Raw genomic sequence first — 18780 nt, forward strand, 5'->3', positions numbered from 1 at the left:
GGGCATCCCCCGGCGGCCGCTGGAGCTCAAACGGCCAGCACCAGGATCTCGCGGGCCTTGGCCGCGTCGATGTCGCGCAGCTCCGACAGCTGGACCATGCCGTGCTTTTCCAGCTGGGCCACGGCCGCGTCCACGGCTTCGGTGCCCAGGCTGTAGGCCGACAGCCGCGTGGGCACGCCCAGGCCTTCGAAGAAATTGCGCGTCTGGGTGATGGCGGCATTGATACGGCCTTCTTCCGAGCCTTCGGTGATGCCCCAGACGCGCTCGGCGTACTGCAGCAGCTTGGCGTGCTTTTGCTCGCGCCGCGCATCCATCATGGCCGGCAGCACCACGGCCAGCGTGCGCGCGTGGTCGATGCCGTACAGGGCCGTGAGTTCGTGGCCTATCATGTGCGTGGCCCAGTCCTGGGGCACGCCGGCGCCGATCAGGCCGTTGAGCGCCAGCGTTGCCGTCCACACCAGGTTGGCGCGGTCGGCATAGACCGGCGTAGCGTCATGCACCACGCGCGGGCCGATCTCGATCAGGGTCTGCAACAGGCCTTCGGCAAAGCGGTCCTGCACACGCGCGTCGACCGGGTAGGTCAGGTACTGCTCCATGGTGTGCACGAACGCATCGACCACGCCGTTGGCCAGTTGCCGGGTCGGCAGGGTATAGGTCTTGGTCGGGTCCAGCAGCGCGAACTGCGGGAACAGCCGGCGGTTCGAGAACGGCAATTTGGCGCCTTCGGCCGCATGGGTCAGCACGCCGCCGTTGTTCATTTCCGAGCCTGTGGCGGGCAGGGTCAGCACCACGCCCAGGGGCGCGGCCTGGCTGACCGTGCGTCCGCCGTTGCGCACCAGCTCCCAGGCTGCGGCCGCATCGGCGCCGGGCAGGCGCACCGCCGCGGCGATGAACTTGACGGCATCGATCACCGAGCCGCCGCCCACGGCCAGCAGGTAGTCGAAACCGCCCTGCTGGAACTGCTCCACGGCGCGCATCGCGGTTTCCAATGTGGGATTGGGCTCGATGCCGGAAAACGTCGCGTGCCGGCGCGCGCCCAAGGCAGTACGCACTTCGGCCAGCGTGCCGGTTTTCTCGGCGCTGCCGCCGCCCACGACGATCAACACCTGGGCCGTCTCAGGCAACAGCTTGCCAAGCTTGGCCACGACGCCTTCACCGAAAACAATGCGCGTGGGGTTGCTGAAGTCAAAATTTTGCATGGCGGCTCTCCTGTGAATGGGGGTGCGGGGCGCGCACGCCCCGTTCAACCCGCATTCTGGCAGGACAGCGCTCAGTCGAGCTTGATGCCCGCCCGCTGGATGATCTCGCCCCAGCGCTTGGCTTCGGCGCGGGCCATGGACCGAAACTGTTCAGGCGTGCCGGGCAAGGCTTCCATGCCGAAGTCCTGCATGCGCTTGACCACGGTCGGGGTGGCCAGGGCCTTGTTGAGCTCGGCATTCAGGCGCTGAACTATGGGCGCTGGCAGATTTTTGGGCGCCAGCATGCCCTGGAAGGCATAGACCTCGGAGTTGGCCACGCCGGCCTCGGCCAGGGTTGCCAGCTGCGGCAGATTGGCCACGCGCTGGCCCGAGCCTATGGCCAGTGCGCGCACCTTGCCGGTCTGGATCAGCGGCAGGCCCGCGGCCAGGTCCAGGAACATGCAGGCCACCTGCCCGCCCATCACGTCGGCCACGGCCGGTGCCGCGCCGCGGTAGGGGATGTGCGTCAGGAAAGTGCCGGTGCGGGCCTTGAACATTTCCATCGCCAGATGGTGGGGCGAGCCATTGCCCGGCGAAGCGTAGTTCACCTGGCCGGGATGGGCGCGGGCATGGGCCAGGAATTCCTGCAGGGTCTTGGCCTCGAACGCCGGGTTCACCACCAGCGCCAGCGGAAAGCGGCTCATGCCACCGACATAGGTGAAATCATTTTCCGGGCTGAACGGCAGCTTGCGAAACAGGTGCTCGTTGTAGGCCAGCACGGCGTTGTCGGCCGACATGACGGTGTAGCCGTCGGCCTTGGCCGTGGCCACCTGCTGGGCGCCGATATTCGTCGAGGCACCGGGCTTGTTCTCGATGACGATGGTCTGGCCCAGGCTGGTACGCATGGCTTCGGCCATCGTGCGCGCCAGCACGTCCGTGCCGCCGCCCGGCGGGTAGGGAACGACCCAGCGAATGGCCTGTTCGGGCCAGCTCTGGGCCTGTGCCAGCGATGCGAAAGGCGCGGCGGCCGTGGCCGTCATCGCGGCCAGAAAATGTCTGCGGTCCATTTTTTGTCTCCTGGTGAATTGACCGGCGTCGCCCGCGGCGGGCCGGAGGATGCGTAGGGAGCGTCCATGGCATGGCCATGCCGCGCGGGCTTGCACTTCTGTGGTGCCGGTCCCGCGCGCTCCCGGGTTTCAGGCTGCGGATTCGGGCTCGACCACCGTCTGGTCGATGGCGCCGAAAATGCTCTGGCCGTCGCGGCCCTTCATTTCAATGCGCACGGTGTCGCCGAACTTCATGAATTCGGTCACGGGCTGGCCGGTCTGAATGGTCTCGATGCAGCGCTTTTCGGCGATGCAGCTGTAGCCCTTGGGCCATTCCATGTTCTTGCCCTTGCCCACGCCCTTGTTGCTCACCGTGCCGCTGCCGATGATGGAGCCGGCGCGCACATTGCGGGTCTTGCAGATGTGGGCGATCAGCTGGCCGAAGTGGAAGGTCATTTCCGGGCCGGCGTCGCACATGCCGACCTTGCGTCCGTTCCAGCTCGACTGCAAGGTCAGGTTCACCCGCCCCGCATCCCAGGCGTCGCCCAGCTCGTCGAGCGTCACCGCCACCGGGCTGAACGCCGTCGCCGGCTTGCTCTGGAAAAAGCCGAAGCCCTTGGACAGTTCGGCGGGGATCAGGTTGCGCAGCGAGACATCGTTGACCAGCATCACCAGCCGGATGCCCTGCAGCGCCTGGGCAGGCGTGCTGCCCATGGGCACATCGGTGGTCACCACGGCGATTTCGGCCTCGAAATCGATGCCCATGGCTTCGCTGGGCACGACCACGTCGTCGCAGGGGCCGATGAAGTCGTCGCTGCCGCCCTGGTACATCAGCGGATCGACGTAGAACGTGGCCGGCACTTCCGCATTGCGCGCCTGGCGCACCAGCTCCACATGGTTGAGATAGGCCGAACCGTCGGCCCACTGGTAGGCGCGCGGCAGCGGCGCCATGCACTGCTCGGGGTTGAAGGCAAACGCATGCGGTGCCTTGCCGGTATTGAGCTGCTGGTACAGGTCCTGCAACTGCGGCGCCATGAAGGCCCAGTCGTCCAGCACCTGCTGCATGCGGCTGGCAATGCCGGTCGCATAATGGGCCAGGCCCAGGTCGCGAGAGACAACAACGAGTTGTCCGTCGCGCGAGCCGTCTTTGTAGGTAGCGAGTTTCATGGTGACTGGACCTTGGGTGACAGGGTCAAAAAAGTGCGGCCTGACACGGCAGCGATTGAATTACGATTGGGTAAATCAGTTTACCTAAACAGAACGAGTGAATTTTAGTGCATATGGAAAAGGAACGCGCAGGCATCCAGTCGGTCGAAGTCGGTTTTGCCCTCTTGCAAGGTCTGGCGCGCGCGCGCGTGCCGCTGATGCTCAAGGAAGTCGCGGCTTGCGCCGACATGAGCGCCGCCAAGGCCCACCGCTATCTGGTGAGCTTTCAGCGCCTGGGATTGGTGGTGCAGGACAGTCGCACCTCGCGCTATGACCTGGGCCCGGCCGCCCTCCAGCTGGGCCTGGCCGCGCTGACCCGGCTCGATCCGGTGCGCCTGGCGCGCGAACGCATGCCGGCGCTGCTCGAAGCGCTGCAGCACACGGCCGCGCTGGCCGTCTGGGGCAACCACGGGCCCACCATCGTGCACTGGGAAGAGTCGACCCAATCGGTCACCGCCAATCTGCGCCTGGGCGATGTGATGCCGCTGCTGTCCTCGGCCACGGGCCGCTGTTTTGCGGCCTACCTGCCCAGCGAAGCCACGCAGAAGATGCTGGCCGAGGAAATGCAGCGCGCACGCCAGATGGGCCGGCGCGATCTGCCGCTCACCGCGCCCGATGTGCAGGCCATGCTGGCCGAAGTGCGCACGCGCGGCACGGCCCGCGTCGTCGACACGCTGCTGCCCGGCATCGCGGCCTTTTGCACGCCAGTGTTCGACTCGTCGGGCCACATCGTGATGGGCATCACCACATTGGGCTCGCTGGCCACGTTCGACCCCGACTACGACGGCGCCATCGCCACGCAGTTGCGCGCCACGGCCCGCCAATTGTCGGCCGATCTAGGCTGGGCATGAAATGCACCCCCTGAGCCGCTTCGCGTCTTCCCCCTCTCAACCTTCGGTGGAGGGGGACGGCACCCTCGCGGCGCGACGGCGCTTGCTCGGTGCCCCTGGGCTGGGTCGCGCCAGTTTTTTGGGCTGCGGATTTCCCTGAGCTACAGCGCCCCGGCAACGATACCCCCATGCCAAAGCTTGCCCTTGCCCCTATCACGGCCGCCGTGCTGGCCGCGCATGCCTGGGTGCTGTGGCAAGTGCCCACCCAGTCGGGCGACACCGCGACCGACAAGGCTGAGCTCCAGAGCTTTGCCACCCGCAGCATCGCGCCACCTGCACCGCCACCTCCGCCGCCTCCTCCGCCCGCCCCCGTCCGGCCCAAGGTGGTGAAGAAGCCAGCGCCGCCGCCCCGGCCCGCGGCGCCCATTCCCGACGAAAGCCGCGACGTCCCGGCCGCAGCCAACCCGCCGGCCGAGCCCGACACCGCAGACAGCATCGAGAGCACGCAGCCAGAGCAGGCCGGGCCAGTGGAGACCGCGCCAGAAGCGCCCGCGGAAACATCCGCGGAGAAGCCCCCGCAGGCGCCGGCCGCGCCGCAGCCCGAAACCTTGCAAGGCGTGCAGCTGGCCCATGCCGGCGGGCCGGCCGAGGCCGCCACCGACCTGGCTGTGCGCCTGCCCGCGCCCGCACGGATGTCGTTCGAAGTCACCGGCCAGTCCAAGCGCTTCGACTACCACGCCAGCGCCGAGCTGCTGTGGCAGCACGACGGCAGCCATTACCAGGCGCGCCAGGAAATCAAGGCGTTTCTGATCGGTTCGCGCGGACAGAGCAGCAGCGGCCAGATCGGCCCCGCGGGCCTCGTTCCCGAGCACTTCAGCGACAAGGGGCGCGGCGAAAAAACCGCCGATTTCGACTTTGCGGCCCAGCAGGCCCGGTTCAGCAGCCAGGCGCCGCCGGCCGCCATAGGCGCAGGCGCCCAGGACCGGCTCAGCGTGTTCCTGCAGCTGTCCGCCCTGCTCGCGGCCGCGCCGCAAAGCTACCCGCCAGGCACGGAAATCACGTTCACCACCGTCGGCAGCAACGATGCCGAACGCTGGACATTTCGCGTCCAAGGCCTGGAAAGCCTGGAGCTGCCCATGGGGACCCTGGAAGCGCTCAGGCTGGAGCGCCTGCCGCGCCGCCCCCAGGACCAGCAGGCCGCGCTGTGGCTGGCACCCACGCTCGACTATCTGCCGGTGCGCATCCGGCTGACCCAGGCCAACGGCGATTTTGCCGATCTGCGCCTGAAATCGCACGCCGCCCCCTGAGGCGAGGAACGCATCCACCGACCCCGGCACGGACATGCAATCCGTGGAATACTGGGCGCCAAGGGCCTGTTGCAGGCGACCCCGCCTCGCGGCCCTTGAAGTCTGGCGCTTTGCAGTCATATGACTGTCAGAACATCAGACCTTGCAACGAGGGGGACCACCATGCAAACGCTTTACGACTCTGACACTTTTGCGGTGCTCCATATCCGGCCCGACCTGCCGACCATGGCCGGAGAGCTGTCCGCCCCGACGGACAAACTGCCCAACACCCAAATGCAGATGCCACGCCACGGTTTTGAAATCGTCGACAAGCGTTCGGGCAAAGAGGTCTACCTCGACGGTTCCTGGGCTGAAATGTTCCAGAAAGTCATACTCGCCTGGCAACTGCAGACGCCCACCCAGGAAGAAGTGGAAAGCATGCTGGACAGCTACGCCGGACTGGCGCAGAACCCGGTGCTGGTGCATTAAACGCACCCCCTGAGCGGCTTTGCCGGATGGCCGGCCCCCGCTTCCCCCTCTCAACCTTCGGTGGAGGGGGGCGCCCGGCTAGGGACGACACCATCGCTGCGGGGCGGCCCTTGCTCGGTGTCCCCTTGCTGGGGCGCGCCAGTTTCATACGCAGTGAGCTGTGCCAAACGCCGTTCGCCCTGAATCCCTGGTCGTTGTACTTCAGCCGGGCCTGGCTTTGTACAGCCGCCGGTACAGCGGCTCCACCAGCAGCAGCACGGCCATCAGCCGGCATACCTGGAAAGCCGTGACCACCGGCACGCCCAGTTGCAAGACCTTGGCCGTGATTGCCATCTCGGTGATCCCGCCGGGCGCCGTGCCCAGCACCATGGTCACCCAGGGCAGGCCCGTGGCCCAGGCCAGCGCCGCGGCCAGCACGGCGCACAAGGCCATCAGCACCAGGGTACCCACGGCCACCGTGCCCAGCCACAGCGGCGCGGTGCGCAGAAAATCACGCCGAAACCGCACGCCCAGGCTCACGCCTATGAACAGCTGGGCCGCATTCATCATGGCCTGCGGCACGGCCGACAGCCGCAGATCCAGCATGGTCAGCCCCATGGACACCAGCAGCGCGCCCAGAAACCAGGGATTGGCGCGCTTGAGGCGCAGCATGACCCAGGCGCCGATGCCCGTGCCCAGTGCCAGCAGCGCCAGGCCCGGTGCATGGACCACGCGCACCAGCGCGGGCTCGCCCACGCCGTGCAGGCCGCTCCACTGCAAGGCAAACGGGATCAGCAAAGTCACGATCACCAGCCGCAGGCTGTGGCTGGCCGCGACCAGATCGGTGCGCGCGTTCTCGCGCTCCGACAGCAGCGTCATTTCCGAGGCCGCGCCTATGGCTCCGGCGAAGTAGCTGGTCGCGCGCAACTGGCTCGCCGGCAGGTGCGGCATGCGCGGCGCGTGAAACCGGTACAGGCCGGCGCCGAACAACCAGCCCAGCCACAGCGCCGAGACGATGCCCAGGGCAATGGCCCACCACATGCCGGCCACCAGCGCCGTCACGGCCGGCGTGAAATAAAGCCCCAGCGCAGCGCCAATCGTCCACTGGGCGGCGTTGCGTCCCAGGCCCCAGCTGGCCGTGGGCGCGCCGCCCATCGAGGCCAGCGACGTCGCGATCAGCGGGCCCAGCATCCACGGCAAAGGCGTCTTCCACCAGACACACAATTGGGCTGCGGCCCAGGCACCGAGCAGGGTCAGCAGTACACGCAAAGGGAAATTCAGGCGCACGGGCGTCTCAGCCCTGGGACGATGGCACGGGCATCACCGGCCCCTGCGCGCTGCGGCGCAGAAAATCCTCGAACGCCGACACCGGCAAGGGCCGGCTGCACAGATAGCCCTGAAAGTGGTCGCAACCGCGCTGGCGCAGAAAATCCAGCTGCGCGGCGGTTTCCACGCCTTCGGCCAGTACCGTCAGGCCCATGCTGTGGCCCATGGCGATGACGGCCGCGCTGATCGCCATGTCGTCCGCGCTGTGCGGAATGTCGCGGATGAAGCCCTGGTCGATCTTCAGCACATCGATGGGAAAGCGCTTGAGGTGGGCCAACGAGGAATAGCCGGTGCCGAAATCGTCGATCGCCAGCCGCAGGCCCAGCTGGCGCAGGCGGCGCAGCACCAGCATCGCCTCTTCAGGCTGCTTGGCCAGCGCGCTTTCGGTGATCTCCAGCTCCAGCTGCGCCGCAGGAAAGCCCGCATCCGCGAGTGCCGCCGCCGTGCTGCCGACAATGTCCGTCAGCAGGAACTGGTGCGGCGACACGTTCACGGCCAGCGTGATCTCGGGCAGACCCAGGTTGCGCCAGCGCTGGCCCTGGGCACAGGCTTCGCGCATCACCCATTCGCCCAGCGGGCCGATCACGCCCGAGCTTTCGGCCACGGGAATGAAACGGGCCGGCGAAATCAGGCCTTCGACCGGGTCCAGCCAGCGCACCAGGGCTTCGGCGCCGGTCACGCGGCCGGTCGCAATGTCGATCTGCGGCTGGTAGTACAGCCGCATGTGGCCGTCGGCCAGGGCCTGGCGCAAGCGCGCCTCGAGTTCCAGGCGCGCACGCGCGGCCTGGGTCATATCCGCATGGAAAAAGCACCATGCATCGGGCCCGCCGTTCTCCTTGGCGGCATGCACCGCCGAATGCGCGCCTTGCAACAGGCTTTGCGCCGTGTCCGCATGCCCGGGATAAAGGCAGATGCCCACGCACACGCCCAGCACCACGTCCACCCCCTCGGGCGCATGCCAGGGCTGGGCGGCCGCGGTGATCAAGCGCTGCGCCAGCTGCGCGGCCTGGGCCTCGGTGGCCAGGTCCATGGCAGCCACGGCGATTTCGTCTCCCGCCATGCGCCCGATCAAGTCGCCCGGGCGCAAGGCTGCCTGCACCTGCAAGGCGACATGGCGCAACACCTGGTCGCCCACGGCGTGGCCATAGCTGTCGTTGACGTCCTTGAAACGGTCGATATTGATGAGCATCACGGCCAGTTTGCTGGGTGCGGCATGCGCCCTGTCCAGCACCAGCTCGAGCCGGTGACCGAACCAGGTGCGGTTGTCCAGCCCGGTCAGCGGGTCCTTGCGCACCAGGTACTCCAGGCGCTGCTGCTGGGCCTTTTCCTCGGAAATATCGGTGAACATGCAGACGTAATGCGTCACGCAGCCTGCTCCGTCGTACACGGCACTCAGCGACATGCGCTCCGGGAACACTTCGCCGCTCTTGCGCCGGTTCCAGATCTCGCCCTGCCAGTGGCCGGTGCGTCGCATGCACTCCCACATCGTCTCGTAAAAAGCCCGGTCATGCCGACCCGACTTGAACATGCGCGGCGTCTGGCCCAGCATTTCCGCTTCGGTGTAACCCAGCAGGCGCGTGAAGGCGGCGTTCACCGACAGGATGCGGCTGTGGGCATCGGTCACCACCACGCCTTCGATGGTGTTGTCCACCACCGTTGTGGCCAGGCGCTGACGCTCTTGCGCCTCGCGCTGCTGTGCTTCGATGAGCGCCGCCGCCGCCTTGCGCTGCGCGCGCGCGCGCCGCATGCGCAGCAGCAAGCCGCTGGCCAGCAGGCCGTTGACCAGCACCAGGACGTAGCCCTGGAAGTTCTTCCATTGCAGCATCTGCCGGGGGTCTTGCGTCCAGTGCGCGAGCACCCAGTCGCTGCCCCACAGCCACAGCAATGCCAGCAGCGTATACAACACCACAATCCAGCACAGCGACACCCTGGGGGTCGAACCCTCTTTCTGCATGTATTTCCTCACTCCACAACCATCGGCCCATGCTGCGACAATCGCAGGGCTATGACCCAAGCCTACATTCTTACCCTATCCTGCCCCGACCGTCGTGGGCTGGTGCACGCCGTCTCCGGTTTCCTGCTGGAGCAGGGCGCCAACATCGAAGAAGCCGCTCAATACAACGACAGCGCCACCGGCCTGTTCTTCATGCGCGTGCAATTCGTCTTCTCGGACACGGATCCCGCAACGCTCAAGACGGCGCTGGCCGAACTCGCTGAGCGCTTCGAGATGCGCTGGAGCCTGCACTCGCAGGCAGAAAACATGAAAACCGTGTTGCTGGTCAGCAAGGACGGCCACTGCCTCAACGATTTGCTGTTCCGCTGGAAGTCCGGCCTGTTGCCGATCGACATCCGGGCCATCATCAGCAACCATCGCGACTTCTACCAGCTCGCGGCCAGCTACAACGTACCCTTCCACCACATTCCGGTGACGGCGGCCACCAAGGCCCAGGCCGAAGCGCGACAGTTCGAGATTATCCAGGCAGAAGGCGCCGAGCTGGTCGTGCTGGCCCGCTATATGCAAGTGCTGTCCAACGACCTGTGCATCAAGCTCGCCGGCCGTGCCATCAACATCCACCACAGCTTCCTGCCCAGCTTCAAGGGTGCCAAGCCTTACTACCAGGCCCATGACCGCGGCGTGAAGCTGATCGGCGCCACGGCCCACTATGTCACGGCCGACCTCGACGAAGGCCCGATCATCGAGCAGGACGTGGCCCGCGCAGACCACACGGACACGGTCGAAGACCTCACGGCCCGCGGCCGCGACACCGAAAGCCAGGTCCTGGCCCGCGCCGTGAAGTGGCACAGCGAACGCCGCGTGATCCTCAACGGCCACAAGACCGTCGTCTTCCGCTGATAGACGCCCATGCCGCCCGCCGATCCTGTGGCCCTGGCCCCCAGCGCGGCGCGGCGCATTCCGCCCATCCAGTGCCTGCTGACGTTTGAAGCGCTGGCGCGGCTGCGCAGCGTGACGCAGACCGCCGAAGAGCTGTGCGTCACGCCCAGCGCCGTGAGCCACCGCGTGCGCCAGCTCGAGCAGATGCTGGGCAGCCGCCTGTTCGGGCGCGCCGATTTCTCGCTCACCAGCGAAGGCAGCGCCTACCTGGCCCATGTGCGTGAAGGCCTGGGCGCGCTGCAGCGCTTTCCCGGCAGCAGCTCCGTGCCCGGCCGGCGCCGGCTCAAGCTCGCCGTCACGCCGACGTTCGCGCGCTGCATACTGATTCCGCGGCTGAGCCAGTTCACCGAGGCCTATCCCGAAATCGACATCGCCTTGCACGTCAGCATTCCGCTGCTCGACGTGGTCGCCGAGGACGCCGACCTGATCGTGCGCTTCGGGCCGGGCCATTACGCCGACATGGAGCACATGGAAATCGCGCGCGATGTGCTGACTCCGCTGGCTTCGCCGGCCTTCGTCCGCGCCCATGGCCCGTTCGAGCAGCCCAGCGACCTCGAAGGCCTGCCGCTGCTGCGCAGCCCGCTCGAGCCCTGGCGCAACTGGTTCGATGCCGCCGGCCTGGACTGGCCAGAGCCCGCCGAAGGCTCGCAATTCAACGACATCGGCCTGCTGTGCGACGCCGCCGCCGCCGGCATGGGCATCGCCCCCGTGCGCCTCAAGCTCGGCGCCCCCTGGCTGGACAGCGGCACGCTGGTGCGCCTGTTCCCCCTGGACGTGCCCAGCCCGCATGCGCACTACCTGTGCTGGCACACCGGCACCATGGACCGCTGGGAATGCGCGGCCTTCGCCCAGTGGCTGGGTCAGGCGGTGTCCTGACGGCAGCGCCGCATTTCACGCGGCGTTGCAATAAAACTCACACCACAATGCGGCCTCATCCTCTACAGTCATAGACGATGAACACCACCGCCGCCCAACCCATACCCACCGTTTCCGAGCGCTCGCGCCGCCAGGCCCAGATCGTCCAGGCCCTGGGCCAGCATGTGCCCGCGCACGCTCTGCTGTGGCACAGCGAGGACACCACGCCTTACGAGTGCGACGGGCTCACGGCCTACCGCCAGCGGCCGCTGGTCGTGTGCCTGCCGGAAACCTATGACCAGATCCAGGCCGTGCTGCAGGCCTGCCATGCGCTCCAGGTGCCGGTCGTGGCGCGCGGCGCGGGCACGGGACTGTCGGGCGGGGCCATGCCCCATGCCCTGGGCGTGGTGCTGTCGCTGGCCAAGTTCAACCGCATTCTCCAGGTCGACGCCTACAGCCGCACGGCCGTCGTGCAGTGCGGCGTGCGCAACCTGGCGATCAGCGAAGCCGCCGCGCCCTTCGGCCTGTACTACGCGCCCGATCCCTCCAGCCAGATCGCCTGCACCATAGGCGGCAACGTGGCCGAGAACTCGGGCGGCGTGCACTGCCTCAAGTACGGCCTGACAGTGCACAACGTGCTGGAAGTCAAAGGCTTCACCATGGCCGGCGAGCCCATCACTTTCGGCAGCCAGGCGCTGGACACGCCGGGCTACGACCTGCTCGCGACCGTGATCGGCAGCGAAGGCATGCTGGCCGTGGTCACAGAAGTCACGGTGCGGCTGATCCCCAAGCCCCAGTTGGCGCGCTGCATCATGGCCAGCTTCGACGACGTGCGCAAGGCCGGTGCGGCCGTGGCCGCCGTGATCGCGGCCGGCATCATTCCGGCCGGGCTGGAAATGATGGACAAGCCCATGACCGCGGCCGTGGAGGACTTCGTCCATGCCGGCTACGACCTCACGGCCGAAGCCATTTTGCTGTGCGAATCGGATGGCACGGCGGAAGAGGTGGCCGAGGAGATCGAGCGCATGAGCGCCGTGTTGCGCGATGCTGGCGCCACGGCCATCACCGTCAGCGAAAGCGAGGCCGAGCGCCTGCGCTTCTGGAGCGGGCGCAAGAACGCTTTCCCCGCCAGCGGGCGCATCAGTCCCGACTACATGTGCATGGACTCGACCATTCCGCGCAAGCGCCTGGCCGACATCCTGCTGGCCATCCAGGAGATGGAAAAGAAGTACCAGCTGCGCTGCGCCAATGTGTTCCACGCCGGCGACGGCAACCTGCACCCGCTGATCCTGTTCGATGCCAACGATGCCGACCAGTTGCACCGCTGCGAGCTGTTTGGCGCCGACATTCTCGAAACCAGCGTGGCCATGGGCGGCACGGTGACGGGCGAGCACGGCGTGGGCGTGGAAAAGCTCAACTCCATGTGCACCCAGTTCACCACCGCGGAGAACGCGCAGATGTTCGCCCTCAAGGCGGCCTTCGACCCGCTGGGCCTGCTCAACCCCGGCAAGGTGATTCCCACGCTCAACCGCTGCGCCGAATACGGCAAGATGCTGGTGCGCGGCGGGCAGATCAGCCACCCGGATCTGCCGCGTTTCTAGGCCCGTACAGAATTCGCACAAAACCTAGGGTTTTCCCTTACGCTGCCGCAGGACAATCAAGGCCGACCCCCTGAAACAGCCCATCTCGGTTTATCGTTGGTGAATTGGTGACGGCGGCCTGCTTCGGGGCCCGCCGGGAACCTGTGCCGACCCGCCAGTTGCGGGTGGCAACCAAGGAAATCATTCATGACGCATCGCATCGTGATCGTAGGCGGCGGCGCTGGCGGGCTGGAACTGGCCACGCGCCTGGGCCAAAGCCTGGGCAAAAAAGGCCAGGCCGAAATCATTCTGGTCGACAGCCACCTCACCCACATGTGGAAGCCGCTGCTGCACGAAGTGGCCGCGGGCTCGCTGAGCCTGTCGGACAACCAGTTCAACTACATCGCCCAGGCCAAGTGGAAGCATTTCCAGTTCCAGATGGGCCGGATGTGCGGCCTCAACCGCCAGGCCAAGACCATAGAGCTGGCCCCGCTGCTGCAGGACGACGGCAGCGAAGCCGCGCCCGCGCGCACCCTGGCCTATGACAGCCTGGTGATGGCCATCGGCAGCGTGACCAACGACTTCCGCACACCCGGCGCGGCCGAACACTGTATTTTTCTCGATGCGCCCGAGCAGGCCGAGCGTTTTCACCGCCTGCTGCTGGCCAAGTACCTCGCCGCCCATGCGGGCCACGACAAACAGACCCAGCTGCGCATCGCCATCGTCGGCGCCGGCGCCACGGGCGTGGAACTGGCGGCCGAGTTGCGCAATGCCGCGCAGCAGCTGTCCGACTACGGCCTGGGCAACATCGCGCCCGAGAACCTGCTGATCACCGTGCTCGACGCGGGCAAGCGCGTGCTGCCTGCGCTGCCCGAACGCATAGGGCGCGACGCCCACCTGACGCTGGAAAAGCTCGGCGTGCAAGTCATCACCGAAGCCGCCGTGAGCCGCGTCACCGCCGAGCATCTGGAAACCGCCGACGGCCGCGTGATTCCGGCCAGCCTCAAGGTCTGGGCCGCGGGCATCAAGGCGCCGGACTTTCTGCAAAACCTCGACGGTCTGGAGACCAACCGCATCAACCAGCTGGTCGTGCGCACCACGCTGCAGACCACGCTGGACGACGACATCTTCGTGCTCGGCGACTGCGCGGCCTGCCCCATGGACGACGGCAGCGGCAAGAACGTGCCGCCGCGTGCGCAAGCCGCCCACCAGCAGGCTTCCATGCTCGCCCAGTCGCTGAAAAAACGCCTGCAAGGCCAGCCCCTGCCCGAATACCGCTACCGCGACTACGGCTCGCTGGTCTCGCTGTCGCACTTCTCGGCCGTGGGCAACCTCATGGGCAGCCTGATGGGCTCGGTCAAGGTCGAAGGCTGGCTGGCGCGCATGTTCTACATCTCGCTGTACCGCATGCACCAGGTCGCACTGTGCGGCGTGTTCCGCACGGCCTTGCTGATGCTCAGCGACCGCATCGGCCGCCGCACCGATCCGCGTCTGAAGCTGCATTGAAAAAAAGCACCCCCTGAGCGGCTGCCGCCCGATGGCCGGCCCCCGCTTCCCCCTCTCAACCTGCGGTGGAGGGGGACGGCAGCCTCGCTGCGCGGCGGCGCTTGCTCGCTGCCTCTGAGTTGGGGCACGCCAGTTTCAGAGGCTGCAGGCACGGCGCACAAAAGCCCAGCCGCCCTGGTTCCAGCCGCTTTGACGGACAATCAGCGGCTTTTGTGACTGCCCGACTCTGCCCGCCATGACTGCTGACGCCTACGCCCAACTCCTCCAATCCGGCAACGACCTGGTCGCCCAGGCCCAGGCCGTGGCCACCCAGGACTTTGCCCAGGCACGGGCGCTGTGGCAGCAGGCCGGCGCCTTCTTTGCCAAGGCCCACCAGGCCGATCCCGAGCAGCACGCCGCGGCCCTGCGCCTGGGCCAGGCCTGGATGGCCGAAGCCCATGCACTGCAAAAGCAAGGCTCGGCCCACGCGGCCATCATGTGGCGCAACGCCGCCGCCCAGTGCGAGCGCGCCTTCGACCTGGCGCCCGAGCATGCGCCCACGGCCATGCATGTGGCCAGCTGCCACGCCTGGGCCCAGGAAGACGAGGCGGCCCAGGCCTGGGCCGAAATCGCCAAGCATTTGAAAGAGCAGCAAAACACGCCCTGAGGGGCAGCCCCTCAGCGGCCTGCCCACCATTGCGGCAGCTGGGCCAGCACGAACAGCAGCAGGCCGATGGTGCCGCCCACCAGCGTGCCGTTGATGCGGATGAACTGCAAATCCTTGCCGATGTGCAACTCGACCAGGCGCGACAGCTCCTGGGCATCCCAGCGCTTGACGGTATCGCTGATGTGCTCCGCCAGAAACTGCGCCACATCCGGCGCCAGCGCGGCCGCCCAGCGCTCCAGCCGCTCATTCATCGACTGCCGCAAGGCCGGGTCGGCGGCCAGCGACTGACCCAGCCAGCGGCCCATGCCCGCGGCCTTGCGTGCGATGTGCGAATGCTCGTCGGCCAGATCGGTCTGCAGGCGCTGGCGCAATTGCGTCCACAGTTCCTGCAGATACAGCGCCAGCTTTTCATCGTGCAGCAGGTAGTGGCGCAGCTGCTCGGCCTGGGCCGCAAAGTCGGGGTCGGTCTGCAGGCGTTCAATCAGCCTCGTGACGGACGCATCCAGGGCTTCGCGCACCCGGTGCGCGGGGTTGTGGGCAATGTCGTCGAGCAGGCTTTCCAGCGCCTGCGCGATCAGCTGCGCGCCCTTGTCGCCCAGCCAGTCGCTGGGCAGCATTTTTTCCTTCAGCGGATGCTCACGCTTGAGCCATTCAATGATGCTGGTGGCGATGAATTCGCGCGTGCGCTCGGTCTGCAGGACGGCCGCGATGCGGGCCAGCACATCGTCGAGCAGCACCTGGTGGCGCCCGCCCTGCGTCAGCACCGACAGCAGCGTGGCCGCCGCGCGCGACAGGTCGACCTGGGCCAGCACGGCGCGCAGCGACTGCATCAGAAAGCGCTGCACCTGCCGGTCCTGCACCATCTCCAGTGCGGCCAGCGCCAGCCGTGCGATCTGCCGGCCCAGCTGCGCGCTGTGGGCCGGCGCCGTCAGCCAGTCGGCCAGCCACTGCGCGGGATCGTTCTTGCGGATCAGCGCCAGCAAGGACGCAGGATCCAGAAAACGGTCGCGCACAAAATGCGCCAGGTTCGCGCCAATGCTGTCCTTGTTGCGCGGAATGATGGCCGTGTGCCGGCCTATCCAGGGCAGTGGAACGCGCCGGAACAGCGCCGTCACCGCGAACCAGTCGGCCAGCGCCCCGACCATGGCCGCCTCGGCCACGGACTGCACGCAACGCACGCCCAGGCTGGGCGTCAGAAAACTGGTCACGGCAAACACCAGCGCGACCACGATCAACAGGCCCAGCGCCTGGTTTTTCGCACGTTTCAATGCCAAGGTCTGCTCTTGCATGCTTTGCTGCTCCCGGCGTGGCTGATGCCTGCAACGCTAGCATGCTTTCGAGAACCGGTTCACACCACCGCATGCTGCGGCTCCCGGCTGGCCCAGGCCTGCGCCGCGGCCTGCTGCGCGGCGGCGGTACTTGGCTCCAGCCTGGCGCGCTGCTCCAGGATGGCGGCACCGAGGCTGGCATGCAGCGGCGTGGTGTCGCCGCTGTGCCGCGCCAGGAACTGGTCCTGCTCGGCCGGCGACAGCAGCGCCGCCGCGGCCTGGACATCGTCCACCAGGTCATGGCGGTAGTTGTTCCGGTTCTGCTCGATGAAGGCCAGCGCCTGGCGCAATGCATCGGCCTTGGCCCGCGCCACGCGGTCTGCGCCGGCATGGAAAGAACCAATCCCCAGATCGCCATGGAAGACCGGCATCACATGCAGCCCTGCCGCATGGACTTTGCGCTGGTCCGCATTCTGCACGTCCGGAAAATTCGGATTGCCGGACAGCCAGGTGACGACAGGATGGACCGACTGCGTGCGCTGGTGCGGCGGCCCGTGCATTGCGGCATAGGCCTTGCCATCTTCCTCGAAGACCATCACCAGGGTGCGGACCCGCGCGTCTTCCAGGGCTTGGCCGCTCAGTCCCTGGAAGACCGCTTCGGACGGCACATTGCTGCCCACCCCGCCATCCGTCCAGCGCTGCTCCTGCCCGCCGAGCCGGATTTTCACGTCCGCGAACAGCCTGGGAATGCCCATGGAAATGCGCCCCGCCAAAGCCAGCGCCAGATCGGGGGATGTCGCGTGGGAGAAATACGCCAGGCGCTTTTCGGACTGGTTCCAGCCAGTCACCACCAGTTCCTTGAAGTGCTCGGGAGCGAGCTGACGCAACAGGTGCAGATCGCCGAAAGTGAGCATCTGGTCGGTGCGCGGCGCGGAAAAATCCGGCCGGCGCAGCAGGTCCAGGCGCTGCTGCTGCTGGGGCGTGAACCGCGCCCATTGCGGCTGCTGCGTAATCTGTGCCCAGTGGCCTTCGAGGTAACTGGCGGCCGACTGGGCCACCATCCGGTCCAGGGTCTGCAGCACCGCACCCGCATCAAAGCCCAGGAATCCCAGCTGCACGCCAGGGTAGTTGCGCGCGAAGTCCTGCGGCGTGGTCAGCAGCGACAACAAATCCGTGCCGTTCAGCTTCTGCTGAAAAGCTGTGGCGGAGATGCCGCAGGCCAGCAGGATCGCCGTCATGGCGCCGACCGAAGTGCCCACGACCTGCTTGAGTTCCGACAACAGGCCCAGGTTCTCCAACGCGCGCAGCGCCGGCGCGTTCGCCACCCCGCGGGCTCCGCCGCCCGCCAGCACCAGGTTTTCTATCGCCGGCGCCGCGCGCAGCATCAAGATCTTGCCCGACCCCAGTGTCTGCACATGGGGAACGGGATCGAAGATCGTCTGTATCGCCAGTGCCACCTCCTGGTGCCTGGCGACCACGGCCCTGGCCTGCGCCGCCGCCGCCTGGAACTGCTCCCAGGACACCGTTTGCCGGGCGCTGCGGTCCATGGCGGCATGCACCGGATACATGCTGTCGGCCACCACGTCGCTGACCATCGCCGCCGCACGCGCCGCGAACTGCTGGCGCAGCGGCGGCGCCACCTGCTGACCGGCCTGGGCCATCGCCGCCACCAGCGATGCCTCCAGCGCCTGTTGCTGGTTGGTGAGCTGCACCGGACTCAGCCTGCGCGGCGCGGACGACGCCTGGAGCGACGGCTGCGGATCGCCCCGTACAGCCGCGCCCTGCGGCAGCCGCAGCGCGGCCTGCGTCCAGCCGTTGGTGATCGCCGCGGCGTTCATGGCGGCGCTCCGCCGTCGGCGCCCGACGGCTCGCCCTGCATGGCCATGGCGGCTGCCGCCGCGCGGATGCGGCGGGCCTGCTGCACGCTGTAGTCCAGCCAGACCAGCGGGGACGTCTGCGCCGCCCAGTCCGCATGCCAGCGGCTGATCAGCACGACGTGATCGCTGTCGTCCAGACTGCAGATGATTTGCCGCCCCTCCAGGGCCGCGCCATTGATGAGCAGCAGCGCCGACACCAGGCTGCGGCGCAGCGGCCCGGCCAGCAGGGCCGCATCCCAGGCAAAGGCTTCGATCACCCAATGGTGGCTGTGTGGATGCAAGGCAATCCGCAAGGCCAGGTGGTCGTCCAGCAGCAGCTCCTGCGGCGCGATGCTGCCCAGTCGGCGGCCCGCATCCAGGACCTGCATCTGGGCACTGAACACCCGCGCGCAATCGCAGGCCGCAGCCCCGTGCCCTGAGTCCGCAGCGGCAGGCGCGGCAGCCGTACCGCGGGCCAGTGCATCGAGCTGGGCCAGCAGGACATGCACATGCGCCTCCACCGCCGCTGCCGTCAGCTGCGCGGGCACGCGCGGAAAGTCGCAATCCACCAGGCCGACGCCCTGGTCATCGCCCAGCCCGACCTGTTGCAGTCCCCAGCGGCTCGCATGACCGACGCGCAACAAGGCTTCCTCCAACCGCGCCCGCGCACCCTCATCCAGCCTGTCGCAGGCACAGCCCACGCCCAGCCGCCAGCGCTGCGGCTGGGCCAGAAAATGCAGCCCCAGGCGCCGCTCGCCGTCCAGGGCGCAGTGCAGCGTCGCTGGCGTCGCGCGCTCCTGCGCAGCCGGGTCCTGTTGACTTTGCAACACACGGCA

16 protein-coding genes are annotated in these 18780 nt (G+C 67.4%); 8 read left to right on the top strand and 8 right to left on the bottom strand.

The features are described 5' to 3' along the window. Nucleotides 1-26 precede the first annotated feature (26 nt). The 3 genes from N0K08_RS07645 to N0K08_RS07655 all read right to left on the bottom strand — a co-directional run bounded on the left by N0K08_RS07645 (nucleotide 27) and on the right by N0K08_RS07655 (nucleotide 3391). On the bottom strand, nucleotides 27-1199 hold the full coding sequence (locus tag N0K08_RS07645) for an iron-containing alcohol dehydrogenase (protein WP_261499531.1): 1173 nt from the start codon (nucleotides 1197-1199) through the stop codon (nucleotides 27-29). A gap of 71 nt (nucleotides 1200-1270) precedes the next feature. Next, nucleotides 1271-2245, bottom strand: coding sequence for a Bug family tripartite tricarboxylate transporter substrate binding protein (locus tag N0K08_RS07650; protein WP_261499532.1), 975 nt, complete (start codon nucleotides 2243-2245; stop codon nucleotides 1271-1273). 129 nt (nucleotides 2246-2374) lie between these two features. Continuing rightward, a complete protein-coding gene (locus N0K08_RS07655; protein WP_261499533.1) occupies nucleotides 2375-3391 on the bottom strand; it encodes a fumarylacetoacetate hydrolase family protein in 1017 nt (338 codons plus the stop codon). 113 nt (nucleotides 3392-3504) lie between these two features. On the opposite strand from N0K08_RS07655, the gene N0K08_RS07660 reads away from it, so the two are divergent. The 3 genes from N0K08_RS07660 (at nucleotide 3505) to N0K08_RS07670 (ending at nucleotide 6035) form a co-directional block, all read left to right on the top strand. Further along, nucleotides 3505-4281, top strand: coding sequence for an IclR family transcriptional regulator (locus N0K08_RS07660; protein WP_261499534.1), 777 nt, complete (start codon nucleotides 3505-3507; stop codon nucleotides 4279-4281). 167 nt (nucleotides 4282-4448) lie between these two features. Next, the gene (locus N0K08_RS07665; protein ID WP_261499535.1) at nucleotides 4449-5567 is read left to right on the top strand and encodes a DUF3108 domain-containing protein; all 1119 of its coding nucleotides are present in this window, start codon (nucleotides 4449-4451) and stop codon (nucleotides 5565-5567) included. 162 nt (nucleotides 5568-5729) lie between these two features. Beyond that, complete coding sequence (locus tag N0K08_RS07670; RefSeq protein WP_261499536.1) at nucleotides 5730-6035, top strand: BTH_I0359 family protein; 306 nt, start codon at nucleotides 5730-5732, stop codon at nucleotides 6033-6035. A gap of 201 nt (nucleotides 6036-6236) precedes the next feature. On the opposite strand, the gene N0K08_RS07675 is transcribed toward N0K08_RS07670, so the two are convergent. Together N0K08_RS07675 and N0K08_RS07680 are read right to left on the bottom strand one after the other, a co-directional pair. Beyond that, on the bottom strand, nucleotides 6237-7301 hold the full coding sequence (locus N0K08_RS07675; RefSeq protein WP_261499537.1) for an AbrB family transcriptional regulator: 1065 nt from the start codon (nucleotides 7299-7301) through the stop codon (nucleotides 6237-6239). A gap of 7 nt (nucleotides 7302-7308) precedes the next feature. Next, on the bottom strand, nucleotides 7309-9294 hold the full coding sequence (locus N0K08_RS07680) for a putative bifunctional diguanylate cyclase/phosphodiesterase (protein ID WP_261499538.1): 1986 nt from the start codon (nucleotides 9292-9294) through the stop codon (nucleotides 7309-7311). A gap of 51 nt (nucleotides 9295-9345) precedes the next feature. On the opposite strand from N0K08_RS07680, the gene purU reads away from it, so the two are divergent. The 5 genes from purU (at nucleotide 9346) to N0K08_RS07705 (ending at nucleotide 14820) form a co-directional block, all read left to right on the top strand. Then, nucleotides 9346-10194: a formyltetrahydrofolate deformylase gene (gene purU / locus N0K08_RS07685; protein ID WP_261499539.1), complete on the top strand. Its 849-nt coding sequence runs from the start codon at nucleotides 9346-9348 to the stop codon at nucleotides 10192-10194. 9 nt (nucleotides 10195-10203) lie between these two features. Further along, entirely contained in the window at nucleotides 10204-11109 is a 906-nt protein-coding gene (locus N0K08_RS07690; RefSeq protein WP_261499540.1) for a LysR substrate-binding domain-containing protein, read from the top strand. Between the two features lie 77 nt (nucleotides 11110-11186). Then, a complete protein-coding gene (locus N0K08_RS07695; RefSeq protein ID WP_261499541.1) occupies nucleotides 11187-12689 on the top strand; it encodes an FAD-linked oxidase C-terminal domain-containing protein in 1503 nt (500 codons plus the stop codon). A gap of 186 nt (nucleotides 12690-12875) precedes the next feature. Further along, entirely contained in the window at nucleotides 12876-14174 is a 1299-nt protein-coding gene (locus tag N0K08_RS07700; protein ID WP_261499543.1) for an NAD(P)/FAD-dependent oxidoreductase, read from the top strand. Between the two features lie 235 nt (nucleotides 14175-14409). Then, nucleotides 14410-14820, top strand: coding sequence for a hypothetical protein (locus N0K08_RS07705; RefSeq protein WP_261499544.1), 411 nt, complete (start codon nucleotides 14410-14412; stop codon nucleotides 14818-14820). A gap of 11 nt (nucleotides 14821-14831) precedes the next feature. Here the strand turns inward: N0K08_RS07705 and N0K08_RS07710 are convergent, their stop codons facing one another. The 3 genes from N0K08_RS07710 to N0K08_RS07720 are packed head-to-tail and all read right to left on the bottom strand — an operon-like array spanning nucleotide 14832 to nucleotide 18774. Then, nucleotides 14832-16109: a DUF445 domain-containing protein gene (locus N0K08_RS07710; RefSeq protein ID WP_261499546.1), complete on the bottom strand. Its 1278-nt coding sequence runs from the start codon at nucleotides 16107-16109 to the stop codon at nucleotides 14832-14834. Nucleotides 16110-16168: 59 nt separating this feature from the next. After that, nucleotides 16169-17926: a patatin-like phospholipase family protein gene (locus N0K08_RS07715; RefSeq protein WP_261499547.1), complete on the bottom strand. Its 1758-nt coding sequence runs from the start codon at nucleotides 17924-17926 to the stop codon at nucleotides 16169-16171. After that, on the bottom strand, nucleotides 17923-18774 hold the full coding sequence (locus tag N0K08_RS07720; RefSeq protein ID WP_261499548.1) for a hypothetical protein: 852 nt from the start codon (nucleotides 18772-18774) through the stop codon (nucleotides 17923-17925). Before N0K08_RS07720 ends, N0K08_RS07715 begins: the two co-directional genes overlap by 4 nt. Nucleotides 18775-18780 lie beyond the last annotated feature (6 nt).

It is taken from the genome of Acidovorax bellezanensis (assembly GCF_025421555.1).
GTDB lineage: Bacteria > Pseudomonadota > Gammaproteobacteria > Burkholderiales > Burkholderiaceae_C > Comamonas > Comamonas bellezanensis.